This is a genomic window from Cupriavidus oxalaticus, from assembly GCF_038900635.1.
GTDB lineage: Bacteria > Pseudomonadota > Gammaproteobacteria > Burkholderiales > Burkholderiaceae > Cupriavidus > Cupriavidus oxalaticus_B.
In genome coordinates this window covers 33,562-46,394 of the sequence record NZ_JAYMRX010000023.1, presented here as the reverse complement: position 1 = coordinate 46,394, position 12,833 = coordinate 33,562, and the positions used below count along the sequence as shown (strand labels likewise).

The 12,833-nt window shown below is 68.1% G+C and carries 14 protein-coding genes; 9 read left to right on the top strand and 5 right to left on the bottom strand.

The features are described 5' to 3' along the window. Positions 1-34: 34 nt before the first annotated feature. The 5 genes from VSR71_RS27560 to VSR71_RS27540 form a co-directional block, all read right to left on the bottom strand. Positions 35-925 (bottom strand): MBL fold metallo-hydrolase, encoded by an 891-nt coding sequence (locus VSR71_RS27560; protein WP_342916938.1) that lies wholly within the window; start codon positions 923-925, stop codon positions 35-37. A 383-nt stretch (positions 926-1,308) separates the two neighbouring features. Further along, positions 1,309-1,644, bottom strand: coding sequence for a 2Fe-2S iron-sulfur cluster-binding protein (locus tag VSR71_RS27555; RefSeq protein WP_342916937.1), 336 nt, complete (start codon positions 1,642-1,644; stop codon positions 1,309-1,311). 33 nt (positions 1,645-1,677) lie between these two features. Beyond that, positions 1,678-1,995 carry a ferredoxin gene (locus VSR71_RS27550; protein ID WP_342916936.1) on the bottom strand — a complete coding sequence of 106 codons (318 nt, stop codon included), beginning with the start codon at positions 1,993-1,995 and terminating at the stop codon, positions 1,678-1,680. 1 nt (position 1,996) lies between these two features. After that, positions 1,997-2,332 carry a 2Fe-2S iron-sulfur cluster-binding protein gene (locus tag VSR71_RS27545; RefSeq protein WP_342916935.1) on the bottom strand — a complete coding sequence of 112 codons (336 nt, stop codon included), beginning with the start codon at positions 2,330-2,332 and terminating at the stop codon, positions 1,997-1,999. Between the two features lie 56 nt (positions 2,333-2,388). Beyond that, the gene (locus VSR71_RS27540) at positions 2,389-3,927 is read right to left on the bottom strand and encodes a hypothetical protein (RefSeq protein WP_342916934.1); all 1,539 of its coding nucleotides are present in this window, start codon (positions 3,925-3,927) and stop codon (positions 2,389-2,391) included. Positions 3,928-4,294: 367 nt separating this feature from the next. On the opposite strand from VSR71_RS27540, the gene VSR71_RS27535 reads away from it, so the two are divergent. From VSR71_RS27535 to VSR71_RS27495, 9 genes are all read left to right on the top strand, one after another. After that, positions 4,295-5,050, top strand: coding sequence for a TSUP family transporter (locus VSR71_RS27535; protein ID WP_428979468.1), 756 nt, complete (start codon positions 4,295-4,297; stop codon positions 5,048-5,050). A 66-nt stretch (positions 5,051-5,116) separates the two neighbouring features. Beyond that, positions 5,117-6,058, top strand: a complete 942-nt coding sequence (locus VSR71_RS27530; protein ID WP_342916933.1) for an ornithine cyclodeaminase family protein — start codon at positions 5,117-5,119, stop codon at positions 6,056-6,058. A gap of 178 nt (positions 6,059-6,236) precedes the next feature. After that, entirely contained in the window at positions 6,237-6,968 is a 732-nt protein-coding gene (locus tag VSR71_RS27525; RefSeq protein WP_115690573.1) for a TenA family transcriptional regulator, read from the top strand. 9 nt (positions 6,969-6,977) lie between these two features. Then, positions 6,978-8,423, top strand: a complete 1,446-nt coding sequence (locus VSR71_RS27520; protein ID WP_342916932.1) for an aldehyde dehydrogenase family protein — start codon at positions 6,978-6,980, stop codon at positions 8,421-8,423. 27 nt (positions 8,424-8,450) lie between these two features. After that, on the top strand, positions 8,451-8,930 hold the full coding sequence (locus tag VSR71_RS27515) for a GlcG/HbpS family heme-binding protein (RefSeq protein ID WP_013953475.1): 480 nt from the start codon (positions 8,451-8,453) through the stop codon (positions 8,928-8,930). A gap of 27 nt (positions 8,931-8,957) precedes the next feature. Beyond that, a complete protein-coding gene (locus tag VSR71_RS27510; RefSeq protein ID WP_342916931.1) occupies positions 8,958-9,968 on the top strand; it encodes a 2Fe-2S iron-sulfur cluster-binding protein in 1,011 nt (336 codons plus the stop codon). 70 nt (positions 9,969-10,038) lie between these two features. Continuing rightward, entirely contained in the window at positions 10,039-10,737 is a 699-nt protein-coding gene (locus VSR71_RS27505; RefSeq protein WP_342916930.1) for a GntR family transcriptional regulator, read from the top strand. 169 nt (positions 10,738-10,906) lie between these two features. After that, a complete protein-coding gene (locus tag VSR71_RS27500) occupies positions 10,907-11,083 on the top strand; it encodes a hypothetical protein (protein WP_342916929.1) in 177 nt (58 codons plus the stop codon). A gap of 245 nt (positions 11,084-11,328) precedes the next feature. Next, on the top strand, positions 11,329-12,813 hold the full coding sequence (locus VSR71_RS27495) for an amidase (RefSeq protein ID WP_342916928.1): 1,485 nt from the start codon (positions 11,329-11,331) through the stop codon (positions 12,811-12,813). Positions 12,814-12,833 lie beyond the last annotated feature (20 nt).

Genomic DNA, 12,833 nt, shown 5'->3' with positions numbered 1-12,833 from the left:
GGCATGCGGCGGCGGGATAACGACCGCCGCGTTGCTACCAGGTGGCTGGCTCGAAGCGGAAGCCCTGGCCCTGGCGCCTGACGTAGCCACAATAGGGCTCGCCGAAATGCACCGGCAGGATCAACGCCTCGCGCTCGGCGGCGTCATTCAGGAAGGCGAGGCGCGTGCTGCGCGCCAGGTCGGGGCGGATGCAATAGCCGGAGTTCACGTCGGGGCGAACGATCTGCAGCGGGCTGTGCAGGATATCCCCGCAGAAGATCGCCTCTTCGCCGCGCGAACGGATGCGGAACGCCACCTGGCCGGGACTATGGCCTGCAGTGGGTTCTACCTGCAGGCAGCCCGCGATCTCCTGCCCAGGCACCATCATTTCCGCCAGGCCTTCGCTGACCACCGGCATCACGCTGTCAAAGAAGGATTCACCAAACACGTCCACCACGCCGGGCTCCTTGTTCCGGCCTTCGTCGCAGAAAGTGAAGTCATCCTTGGGGATGTAATAGCGCGCGTTGGGAAAGGTCGGCACCCAGCGGTCGTCCTGCCAGGTGGTGTTCCATCCGACGTGGTCCGCGTGCAGGTGCGTCATCACGACATGGGTGACCTTTTCCGGCGGTGCGCCAGCCGCGATCAACCACTCGCGCACCAGCGTGTTGAGCCTGTGCATGCGCGCGATGCCGGCGCGCGGCTTGAAGTTGCCAACGCCGGTATCGACCACGATGATGCTGTCCCCCGCATGGACCACCCAGAACTGGATCGTCACGATCAGCTTGTTCATGTGCGGTATCCAGTGGTGCGGCGCCATCAGGTCCGCGTGGGCGTCAAGCACGGCGCGGTCGATGTCCGGGAACAGGAACGCGGGATCGTGCGTCGGCCCCGCATATTCGAGGATGCGGGTGATTTTGAGATCGCCGAAGCTGCGCGATTGCATCATGTGGCTTGTCTCCGTCTGGTTTTGTGAATGCCTGGCGGCGAGGCCGCTTGCGGCATGGCCGACGCCGGCTTTGGCAGGCGTCAAGCATCGGCGATCTCCGTCGCCTCGCCAATTTCGCAATCCAAAAGAGGGGTTTCAGGCAGCTTCATGCATGACGCTGCAGCACTGCGGCAGGGGATCCGTCAGACGACAGCGAGGTCCGTCATTCGTGGATTCGCGACCATGACTGAACCAATTGCCAGTCGGCCGGAGTATGGGCCCTGGAGCTGCCGGCGTCCAAGACGGAAAAAGTTGCTTTGCATACCCGGTGGGTATGGGAGCGTGCGCAAAAGTGGCGAGGCAGTGGGACACGCTGCGGGGTGAGCCCCGAGCACTGCTCGCGCCTAGCTTTCGTCGGCGGCGGCAGCGGCAGCCTGTCTTCGATCCACCACGTCTTTCGGCTGCCACGAGACTGCGATATCGCCATCGATAAACGTCTGGCAAGCCAGCCGGAAGCCCGCTGCGAGTTCGTCTTCCGTCAGCAGTTTCCTTTCCTTCGGCTTGACCGCGTCGGTATGTTCGCGGCCCTTGTCGATGCGGCACTTGCAGGTGCCGCACAGGCCGCCGCCGCACTTGAAGGGGATGCCGCCCTGTTCGCGCAGCGACACGCGCAGCAGGTTGCTGTTGACCGGCGCGCTGACCGTCTTGCCGTGGTTGGTGAGGAAGGTGATCTGGATCATGGCGATGAATGCGTAGCGTGCGGGCGTGAGGCTTCAGGACTGGCCGCCCACGGCAACCGGCGTGGGCACTAGGGCGATGTCCATGGTGCCGAAGCTGGCCAGCTCGCGCAGCGCGGCGCGGGCGGCCTCCAGCGTGGCGTACTTGTCGAGGAACCTGGTCGATACCAGGTTGACGACACCGGGCGGGGTTTCCTCCTGCACCCGCACCCTGGTATCTGCCGCCAGCTCGGCGATGACGAAGCGGGCCGTGCGCTTGCCGTAGAACACGTAGTCGTACGCCTCGACCGCGGTCATGCCGTCGGTCGGTTCGGTGCGGAACTGGCCGGGGCGGCTGGTGAGCAGCACGAACATGTCAGGCTCCCGCGGTTGCCGTGGCGAGCGCGGCGGGGGCCGGCAGTTCGTCCTGCGCCAGTTCGATGTCATGCTCGATCCACAGCTGGCACGCCAGCCGGTATCCCTGCTCCAGCCGGTCGCCGAGCTGCTTCTTTTCCTTCCAGTTGGGCGGGGGCAGGTGCTCGGCGCCGCCCAGCACACGGCAGGCGCACTTGGAGCATTTGCCCATGCCGCACTCGTAGCGCAGGTTGGGGTAGGGGAACTGCCGGATGCCGGCGCGGACGACCAGGTTGGTCTGCGGCTTGACCTCGTCGGTGAAGGTTTCGCCGAGCTTGTGGAAGGTGACTTTGGGCATGTTCGGTCTGGGAAGAATCAGGAAAATCCGGCTGCGCTGGCGATGCTTGCGGGCGCCTACGACCACAGCACCATCGCCGCCACGGTGGAACAGCCCAGCCCGATGAGCACCGGGAGCAGCAGCGCGCGCACCGCTTCCAGCACCGGCACACGGGCGAAGCCGGCCACCGCGATCAGCGACGACCAGGCGATCAGCGTGCCGCCGCCGGTCCAGACCGCGCCCATCTGGCCCACCGCCGCCAGCGTGGCCGGGTCGAAGCCGACCACCGGCCCGAGCGCGCCCGCCAGCGTGCCGGTCAGCGGCAGGCCCGCGAAACCGGAGCCGTCGATGCCGGTGATCATGCCGACCAGCAGCACGCCGAAGGCGACCAGCACGTGGTTGTCCGGAATCATGTGCTGGTAGGCCTGGATCAGCTCGAACAGCAGGCTCGGCGCCTTGCCCGGCGGCAGGCCGAGGATCTGCGCGGCAGTTTCGCCCGCGCCCACGAAGAAGAAGCCGGCGATCGGCAGCACCGAGCCCATCGCCTTGAAGGCGAAGACGAAGCCGTCCGTGATGTGCTCCGGGCAGACGTCGAGCATGCGACGCGGGCCTTCGGCCGCCAGCGTCGTCAGCATCATCAGCACCGCCGCGACGCCGCCCACCAGCGCGGCCGCGTCGCCGCCCTTGAGATCCTGCACGCCGGTGCCGAGCTTGGGCAGCACCATCACGGCGACCACGGCGAGGAAGGCAATCGGCGTCACGATGGCGAAGCACTTCGACCACTTCACCCGGCGCCTCGCGACCATCGACAGGCTTGCCTCGATATTGCTGTCGGTGGCAAGCGGTTCGGTGTGGGCGGTGCCTTTGGCGATCTCCGCCTTGTCGAAGGTGATGCCGCCGTCGATCGCCTCGGCGGTGCCGCCGGCCTGCGCCTGCCAGCGGTCGAGCAGGGTGCCGCAGGCCGGCACGATGTGCTTGCGCATCGACAGGTACGCCAGGCACAGCGCAATGCCGCCGGTGATGATCGACAGCGCCAGCGCGCGGTCGGCCACCACCGCGGCGCTGACCGCCGCGCCGGCGGCCTTGGCGCTGATGCCGGGCGCGACGCCGATCACGTAGTCCGACGACAACGCCATGCCCTGCCCGGCGATGGCGATCGCCATCGCGCCCGCCAGCGGCGGCAGCCCCGCCGCGATCGCCGCCGGCAGCAGGATCGCCGAGACCAGCGGCACGGCCGGCGTCGGCCAGAAGAACAGCGAGATGACGTAGGTGATGCCGGCCAGGATAAAGAAAGCCGAATGCCCGTTCTTCATCACCACGCGGAAGGGCTCGACCATGCGGATATCGGAGCGCAGCGTCTTGAGCGCGTTGAGCAGCGCCGTCATGAAGGCGATCACCAGGAAGATATTGAACAGCTCCTTGGCGGCAACCAGGCTCGCGGAAAACACTCCGCCCAGTGCCGAAACCGGGCTTCCGGTCAGCGCAAAGACGACCAGGGCAGTACCGACGATCGACGGGACGACAACATTGGCGCGCAGGATCATCGTCAGCACGATGACTGCTACCCCTGACAGATAGATCCAGTGCGCGGCACCGATCACGATTTGTTGTGACATGAAGACTCCCTGGGGGCGGAGGGTTTGTGGGGGCGATTTCATCGGGCCGCGCTGCGCCCGTTTCGGTATACTATATTCCAGTGCATCTGCGCGCCAAGCGATTTCTCCTCCGGACTTACGCTTAGACGAGGACGGTGCAGAGTCCCTGTAAAGCGCACATTTAGGGGGAATCTGGGCGGTGGGCCATCCTCCCGTTGGTGCATGAACTGTCCAAATGATTGCTCGGCATCATATCAGAATGTAGACTGTATACCGTTAAGGGTTCATTTCGGAGAGTTAAGCGAGCAAGATGCGCGAGCCGCCCTTGTTCGGGCGATGCGCCATGCCACCCCGGCCCTCCGGCCGTTCCCGCCCCACCACTTCCGCCATGCCCGATTCGTTGCTCTCCCTGCTGCCCGCCGGCCTGTCCGTCCCGGCCTACCTGTTGATGGGAGCGCTCATCCTGACGGGCGCCTGCCTGCAGGGCGTCGGCGGGATCGGCTTTGCCATGCTGTCGGCGCCGCTGGGCGCGATCTTCTTCCCGGACCTGGTGCCGGGGCCGCTGCTGGCGATGGGCTGCTGCCTGTCGCTGATGGGCGCCTTGCGCGAGCGCGAGGCCATCGTCTGGGACATCGCCGGCTTTGCGCTGGCCGGCCGCGCGCTGGGCGGGGCCGCCGCGGTGCTGACCATCGCATGGCTGGCGCCGGGACCGCTGGCGCTGCTGTTCTCGTTGTCGATCCTCGCCGCCGTGGCGCTGAGCCTGCTCGGCTGGCGCCTGCTGCCGACCTCGCGCAACGTGGTGGTCGCGGGCACCCTGTCCGGCTTCATGGGAACCATCACCTCGGCCGGCGCGCCGCCGTTCGCGCTGGTCATGCAGCATATGGCGCCGGCGCCGTTGCGCGCGACCATGGGCTGCATCCTGTCCGGCGGCGCCGTGCTGTCGCTCGCCATGCTGGCGCTGGCGGGGCGCTTCGGCCTGCCGCAACTGGTGCTGGCGCTGGTGCTTGCACCATTCCTGCTGGCCGGCTTCGCGCTGTCCAACCGGCTGCGCGGGCGCGTTTCTCCCACTGCGGTACGCCGCTTGCTGCTGGCCCTGTGCGCGGCCGGCGCGCTGGGCGTGCTCGGCCGCGCGGCCTTTGCCTGATACCGCCGCGCCGGCGGCGCCTCTGATTCTTTCGCTTTCCAGGCCAACCCAACCAGCGGAGTTTCCATGCAGCACATCACAGACGCGATGATCGATGCCCACGTCACCCCGGAAGATGCCCGGCAGGTCATGGAGGCGGCGTTTTCCAGCTTCGGGCGCGGCGACGCTGCGATGCAGGAACGCATCCGCACCGAGGCCGGCGGCGTCAAGCTGTCCACGCTGGGGGCGGTGATCCCGCAGCAGGGCGTGGCCGGGGCCAAGGTCTACACCACCATCAACGGCCAGTTCTCCTTTGTCATCCTGATCTTCTCGACCGAAGACGGCCGCCCGCTGGCTTCCTTCGACGCCGGCGCCATCACGCGCCTGCGCACGGCGGCGTGCACCACGCTGGCCGCGCAGCGGCTGGCCCGTCCCGGCGCGCGCACGCTGGCATTGTTCGGCGCCGGCACGCAGGGCGTGCAGCACGCGCGCCAGCTCAGCGCCACGCTGGAGCTGGAACGCATCCTGGTGTCCGATCCGCATGCGGACGCCGGCATGCCCGCGCGGCTGTCGGCGCTGTGCGGCATTCCGGTCGCGCTGGCGGAGCCCGATGCCGCAGTGGCCGAGGCCGACGTGATCGTCACGGCTTCGCGCGCGACCACGCCACTGTTCGCCGGCACGTCGATCCGGCCGGGCGCCTTCGTTGCCGCCATCGGCTCCAGCCTGCCGCACACGCGCGAGTTGGACGATGACGCGTTGCGCCGCGCCGCCGCGGTGGTGGTGGAGTGGCGGCCGCAATCGACCCGCGAAGCCGGCGATATCGTGCTGGCCGATCCGCGGGCGCTGCCGGCGGAAAAGATCGTCGAACTGGCCGATGTCGTGCTCGGCAAGGTGTCGCCAAGGCAGCGAGAGGACAGCGAGGGCGACATCGTGATCTACAAGTCAGTCGGCGTGGGGCTGGAAGACGTGGCGCTGGCCGGCTTCGCCTGGTCGCGCATCGAGGGTGGAGCGGAGCGCCGCGCCGCCTGATTGCCGCCGCTCGCTGCAACGCTGGGGGTAAACACCAACGTGATTAGTCAACTGAGCCCTTGTCGTCGCCGATCGAATGTATATAGTATACAAACATGCCAAGGCTGATCCGCTTGCGAAGCCGCCACGGCATCCAACCCACCGAATCGCCCCACATCGCCAACCAGGAGCCCCCGTCATGGCCGAACTGATGAACCGCGAAGATTTCCGTGCCGCCCTTGAAGAAGCCATCAAAGGCAAGAGCGCCAACAAGGCGCCGTTCAGCGTGGCCTGGGCCAGCGGCAAGCTGACCCGCGCCCATCTCGCGCGCTGGGCCGAGAACCACTATCACTACGTCGGCCCGTTCGCGGACTACCTGGGCTACATCTACGCCCGCACGCCGGACCGCTACACCGAAGCCAAGGATTTCCTGCTCGCCAACATGTACGAGGAAGAGATCGGCGGCGACCGCCACACCGACCTGCTGATCCGCTTTGCCGAAGCCTGCGGCACCACGCGCGAGCGCGTGATCGACCCGGACAATATGTCGCCCACCACGCGCGGCCTGCAGAGCTGGTGCTATGCGGTGGCCATGCGCGAGGACCCGATCGTGGCGGTGGCCGGCCTGGTGGTCGGGCTGGAATCGCAGGTGCCGTCGATCTACCGCAAGCAGACCCCGACGCTGCGCGACAAGTACCAGTTCACCGACGAAGAGGTCGAGTTCTTCGACCTGCATATCGTCTCGGACGAAATCCATGGCGAGCGCGGCTACCAGATCGTGCTGGAGCACGCCAACACGCCCGAGCTGCAGCAGCGCTGCCTGAAGATCTGCGAGATCGGCGCGCAGATGCGGCTGCTGTACACCACGGCGCTCTACCACGACTACGTCGAGAAAGAGCTGCCGCTGCCCGAACTGGACATGGCCGCCTGAGCATCGACGATGACCGTATTCCTGAACCATATCGACGGCGAATGGACCGCCTGCCAGTCGGGCCGCACCTTCGACAACGTCAACCCGGCCGACACCGCCGACATCGTGGGCCGCTTCCAGGCGTCGTCCGCGGTCGACGCGCAGGCGGCCGTGGCCGCGGCGGCGGCGGCCTTTGCCGGCTGGAGAAAGACCCCGGTCGGCAAGCGCGCCGCCATCCTCAACCGCGCGGCGGAGCACCTGGAAGCCAGCGCCGACAGCATCGCCGCCGAGCTGACCCGCGAGGAAGGCAAGGCGCTGGCGCTGGCGCGCGACGAGGTGCTGCGCTCGGCGCAGACGCTGCGCTTCTATGCGGTGGAAGGGCAGACCTTCACGGGCGAGGTGTATCCGAACGACGACCCCGACCAGCTCGTCTACAGCCAGCGCGAGCCGCTGGGTGTGGTGACGGTGATTGCGCCGTGGAATTTCCCGGTGTCGATCCCCGCGCGCAAGATTGCACCGGCGCTGGTGACCGGCAATACGGTGGTGTTCAAGCCGTCGTCCGAGGCGCCGCTGTCGGGCTACCGGCTGGCCGAGGCACTGATCAAGGCCGGCTTGCCCAAGGGCGTGCTGAATTTCATCACCGGCAGCGCCACCGAGATCGGCGCAACCATCACCGAGGCGCCGGCCGTGCGCGCGATCTCGTTCACCGGCTCGTCTCGCGCCGGCGAGCAGATCCATCGCGCGGCGCCGCTGACCACGCGCACGCAGATGGAACTGGGCGGCAAGAACCCGCTGATCGTGATGGAAGACGCCGACCTCGACCGCGCCGTCGACCTGACCATCAAGGGCGGCTTCTCGCTGTCGGGGCAGGCGTGCACCGGCACCAGCCGCGTGCTGGTGGCCGAATCCGTGAAAGCGGCATACACCGAACGCCTGCTCGCGAAGGTCGCAACGCTGAAGGTCGGCAGCGGCATGACGCCGGGCATGGATCTTGGGCCGCTGGCCTCGCACAAGCAGCTGGAAACGGTGCTGCGCTACATCGACATCGGCAAGTCCGAGGCAACGCTGCTGTGCGGCGGTGCGCGCCTGACCGGCGGCGACTTCGACAAGGGCTACTACGTCACGCCGACGGTATTCACCGACGTAACGCAGCAGATGCGGATCGCGCGCGAGGAGATCTTCGGGCCTGTGATCGCCATCATCGGCTTCACCGATTACGCCGACGCCATCGCCAGGGCCAACGATACCGAGTACGGCCTGGCCGCGGCCATCGTCACCAGCAACCCGCGCTACATCCACCATTTCGCCACCGACATCGAGGCGGGCACGGTCAAGATCAATCGCACCACCACGGGCAACCTGGTCAACGCGCCGTTCGGCGGGGTCAAGCGGTCGAGCACCTCGACTTTCCGCGAGTCCGGCCGCACCGGGCTGGAGTTCTATACGCAGGTCAAGACGGTCTACCGGGGCGCCTGAGCCCTGCCGTAACAAGGAGTCTTACCGATGAAGAAAGCCATCAAGCTGGAACTGCGCGAAGCGCGCCACATGGTTGCCGCCGCGATCCGGCGCTCGGAGGAAATCGGCGTGCTGGAGTCGATCTGCGTGGTCGACGAGGGCGGCTACCCGCTCGCGCTGGAGCGCATGGACGGCGCCCGCATCACCGGGCCGCAGATCGCATGGAACAAGGCCTTTACCGCCGCGGGCCACAAGCGCTCCACCCACCTGTTCACCACGCCGCCCAACGGGCCGGCGCTGCCGGGCAACGAGGCCTTCGGCATCCAGTGGAGCTTCGAGGGCAAGTTCGCGGCGTTTGTCGGCGGCTTCCCGATCGTGGTCAACGACGAGGTGATCGGCGGCATCGGCCTGTCCGGCGGCAACGGCGAGCAGGACACGCAGGCCGGGCTGGCGGCGCTGCAGGCGCTGGCCGAGTTGCTGGCGCCGCAGGACCTGAAGGTGCTGGTGCAGGCCGACATCAAGAAGTAAGTCCAAGTCAGTCTCAGCGGAGGTTCCATGTCGTACCGCATCCAGATCGCCGAAACGCAGCAGGTCTTTTTCGTCGAGCGCGGCGAGACGCTGCTGCAGGCCACGCAGCGCGCCAGCATCGCCTTGCCGCACGACTGCCAGCTGGGCGGCTGCGGCACCTGCCGCATCCGCCTGCTCGACGGGCAGGTGCGCTACGACGAGGAACCGTTCGGCCTCGCGCCGGACGAAGCCGCCGCCGGCTACGCGCTGGCTTGCCAGGCGCAGCCGCTGGCCGACCTCGTCATCAGCACCGCGCGCGAGGACCAGGCCTGCGCCGAGCCCGCGCGGCACCGCGCGGTGGTGCAGGCGGTGCGTCCGCTGTCGGCGGACGTCATGCACGTCGAACTGGAGGTGCCGGACGCCGGCACGCTCGACTACCGCCCCGGCCAGTACCTGAAGCTGCTGAGCGCCGACGGGCTCGCGCGCAGTTTTTCGATGGCTTCGGTGCCGCGCGACGGGCGCGTCGACCTGCACGTGCGCCGCATCCCGGGCGGCGCCTTCACCGATGGCATCCTGCCGCGCATGAAGGCCGGCGACGCGATCGACGTCGAATTGCCGCTCGGCAACTTCTTTTATCGCGCCCGCGATTACCGGCCGCTGCTGATGGTGGCCACCGGCACCGGCCTCGCGCCAATCAAGGCGATCCTCGAATCGCTGATGGACGATCCCGACTGCCCGCCGGTGTCGCTGTACTGGGGCATGCGCCAGGCGCAGGACCTGTACCTGCACGACGACATCGCCGGGTGGGGCGAACGGCTCTATGACTTCCGGTACGTCCCCGTGCTGTCGCGCGCCGGGGCGGACTGGCAGGGCAGGCGCGGCCACGTTCACGACGCCGCGCTGGCCGACATGGGCGGCGCTGGCGACCTGGGCGAACACGCCATCTACCTGTGCGGCTCGCCCGACATGATCCGTGACGCCCGTGCCGCTTTCCTGGTGCGCGGGGCCAGCCCGGATCACATCTACGCTGACAGCTTTACTTTCCAGCACCTTTGTTAAGACATAGGGTATGCAAGGATCGGCTGGTATACAATGACGCCAGCCTTTCCGCCTACGCCTCTGCCGACCCATGTCCCTCACTCCGTCTCCCGCCGAGCCGCTGAGCCTCGGTGCCAGCCACTCGCCGCTGTTCGCCCTTGTCACCGACAAGGTGCGCGAAGGCATCCTGAACGGCAAGTACGCGCCAGGCGAGCGGCTGGTGGAAAACAAGCTGTCGGCGGAGCTGGGCGTGTCGCGCATCCCGGTGCGCGAGGCGCTGCGCGCGCTGGCCAGCGAAGGGCTGGTGCTGATCGAGCCGCGCCGCGGCGCGACCGTGGCGAGCCTGTCGCCCGTGATCGCGCGCGAGATGGTCGAAGTGCGCGCCACGCTGGAAGGCCTCAACGCCAAGCTCGCCGCGCAGCGGCGCGACCCGGCACTGGTGGCGGAACTGGAAACGGTGCTGCGCCAGGGCATGGAGGCCGCCGCGCAGGGCCGCGCGGATGAGTTGCTCGCGCTCAATACCCGCTTCCATGAGGTGCTCGGCACCATCGCCGCGAACAGCGTGCTGCAGGAAATGATGCGCTCGCTGCGCGAGCGCACCGCGGTGCTGTTCGGCCCCGCCAACGTGGTGCGGGCGCGCCAGAACTGGGACGAGCACGCCCAGATCCTGCAGGCCGTGATCGCCGGCGACGCGGACCTTGCCGCGCTGCTGGCCGCGCGCCATGTCTACAGCGCCGCCAAGGCGGCCGACCTGCCGGTGAGCGGGCAGGGCGCGGCGCAGGCGGCCTGAGCGAAAGGCTGCGGCCCCGGGCGCTGCCCGCGCCCGGCTGGTATCCCCTGGTATTTGCCCCTTTCGCGTTGCCATTGCATGCCCGGCAACAGGGCATTGCATGCCCTCGCATGACGCACTGCACCAATATGTGTATACTGTAGGCACTAAACGTCAATTCGGATTTGCCATGCAGTCGCCCGAGCAACGCTATCTTTCGCAACCTATAGGCCAGCAACTGCTGCGCCACTTTGCAGCGCGCGACGCCGTGCGCCACGCCTCGCCGCTGGTGCCGCTGCGCCTGCGCGATATCGGCCGCTTCTTCCAGGCGCTGGGCGGCCGGGCGCCGCGGCGCGGCCATTGCTGATCCGGCCTGAATGACCGGGCGGCGCATTGCGCCGCCCCTTCTGGGTTTTTCCTCCTGGCACGCGTTCTGCGAGCCGTCCTTTCCCGCATAGTCGTTCTCTCGCGCTGCCAGCGGTGCCCTCGCGCACATTCGCCTTGCACTGCGCGCAATTCGGAATATAGTATACCAACGCAATCGCAGTATCTCTGAGCCCCTGATAAAGCCCCACCCGTGCCGAACCGCGCGGATAACGACAAGGAGCCGATGTGAACCTGCCCGACTGGACAACCGGCGGCTTTCCGCCGCTATGGGAGGTGGCACAACGGCTCGCCGGCGGCACGGTTTCATCGGAGGAACTCGTGGACGCCTGCGAGGCGGCCTGGCATCAATGGCACGGCGTCATCAACGCGCTGGTGCTGTCGGATTTCAGCGCCGCCCGCGCCGCGGCGCGCGACAGCGACCGGCGCCGTCGCGCCGGGCAGGCGCGCGGCGTCCTCGATGGCGTGCCGTTCTCGGTCAAGGAATCGTTCGACGTCGCCGGCTGGCCGACTACCTGCGGCAATCCCGCCTTGCGCGGGCACATCGCCCAGCGCGATGCCCTGGTGGTGCAACGCCTGCGCGATGCCGGAGCGATCTTGCTCGGCAAGACCAACGTCCCGCTCGGGCTGCGCGACTGGCAGAGCTACAACGCCATCTACGGCACGACCCGCAATCCGCACGATCCCTCGCGCACGCCGGGCGGCTCGTCCGGCGGCAGCGCCGCGGCGGTCTGCGCGGGTTTGTCGTTCTTCGACGTGGGTTCCGACATCGGTTCCTCGCTGCGCAACCCGGCGCATTACTGCGGCATCTTCTCGCTCAAGCCGAGTCACGGGCTGGTGCCGCTGGCAGGCCACGGCACCGGCGCGGCGCGCTTCGGGGAACAGGACATCAATGTCGCCGGCCCGCTGGCCCGCAGCGCGCGCGACCTCGAACTGGTGCTGCGCACGATCGCTGGCCCGGCCGGTGACGAAGCGCTGCCATACCGCTTGCAGTTGCCGGACTGCCCGCACCGCTCGCTCGCCGACTTCCGCGTTGCCGTGCTGCCGACCCATGCCCAGGCGGAAGCCGACGCCGAGGTTGCCGGGCGGATCGAGCAGCTGGGGCACTGGCTGGCCGGCAAGGGCGCCCGCGTCGACTGGCACGTGCGGCCGGACTTCGACGCCGGCGAGCTCTGGCATGTCTACGTGACGCTGCTGCGCGCCACCACCTCCGTGCACATGGACGACGCCGCCTTTGCCGATGCGCTGGCCCGCAGCGCCACCGCCGCGGCGGGCGATCATGGCTATGCCACCCTGCAGGACACCGGCGCGACGCTGAGCCACCGCGACTGGCTGCGGCTGCAGGTCGCGCGCGAACGCTTTGCCGCCGCCTGGCGCAGCTTCTTCAACGGCTACGACGTGTTGCTATGCCCGGCCGCGGCCACCACGGCCTTTGTCCTTGACGAGGCGGGCGAGCCCTGGCAGCGCACCATCAGCGTCAACGGCCGCCCGCAGCCGATGACCACGCAGCTGTTCTGGGCAGGCCATTCCGGGCTGTGCGGCCTGCCTTCGGCCGTCGCGCCGCTCGCGCCGCTCGGGCCTGGTACCGGCGGCCTGCCGGTCGGCGTGCAGATCGTCGCCGGCCGCTACCAGGATCTCACTGCCTTGCGTTTTGCCAGCCTGCTGGAGCAGGCGGGCCATGCCTGCCGGCCGCCGCCGCGGCCAGCCGCCTAGCCGGCGCACCACCACAACCA

Bases quoted from the DNA above. Each gene is read 5' to 3' on its own strand.
- VSR71_RS27560 (WP_342916938.1), bottom strand. From the start codon at position 925: ATGATGCAATCGCGCAGCTTCGGCGATCTCAAAATCACCCGCATCCTC.
- VSR71_RS27555 (WP_342916937.1), bottom strand. From the start codon at position 1,644: ATGATCCAGATCACCTTCCTCACCAACCACGGCAAGACGGTCAGCGCG.
- VSR71_RS27550 (WP_342916936.1), bottom strand. From the start codon at position 1,995: ATGTTCGTGCTGCTCACCAGCCGCCCCGGCCAGTTCCGCACCGAACCG.
- VSR71_RS27545 (WP_342916935.1), bottom strand. From the start codon at position 2,332: ATGCCCAAAGTCACCTTCCACAAGCTCGGCGAAACCTTCACCGACGAG.
- VSR71_RS27540 (WP_342916934.1), bottom strand. From the start codon at position 3,927: ATGTCACAACAAATCGTGATCGGTGCCGCGCACTGGATCTATCTGTCA.
- VSR71_RS27535 (WP_428979468.1), top strand. From the start codon at position 4,295: ATGCCCGATTCGTTGCTCTCCCTGCTGCCCGCCGGCCTGTCCGTCCCG.
- VSR71_RS27530 (WP_342916933.1), top strand. From the start codon at position 5,117: ATGCAGCACATCACAGACGCGATGATCGATGCCCACGTCACCCCGGAA.
- VSR71_RS27525 (WP_115690573.1), top strand. From the start codon at position 6,237: ATGGCCGAACTGATGAACCGCGAAGATTTCCGTGCCGCCCTTGAAGAA.
- VSR71_RS27520 (WP_342916932.1), top strand. From the start codon at position 6,978: ATGACCGTATTCCTGAACCATATCGACGGCGAATGGACCGCCTGCCAG.
- VSR71_RS27515 (WP_013953475.1), top strand. From the start codon at position 8,451: ATGAAGAAAGCCATCAAGCTGGAACTGCGCGAAGCGCGCCACATGGTT.
- VSR71_RS27510 (WP_342916931.1), top strand. From the start codon at position 8,958: ATGTCGTACCGCATCCAGATCGCCGAAACGCAGCAGGTCTTTTTCGTC.
- VSR71_RS27505 (WP_342916930.1), top strand. From the start codon at position 10,039: ATGTCCCTCACTCCGTCTCCCGCCGAGCCGCTGAGCCTCGGTGCCAGC.
- VSR71_RS27500 (WP_342916929.1), top strand. From the start codon at position 10,907: ATGCAGTCGCCCGAGCAACGCTATCTTTCGCAACCTATAGGCCAGCAA.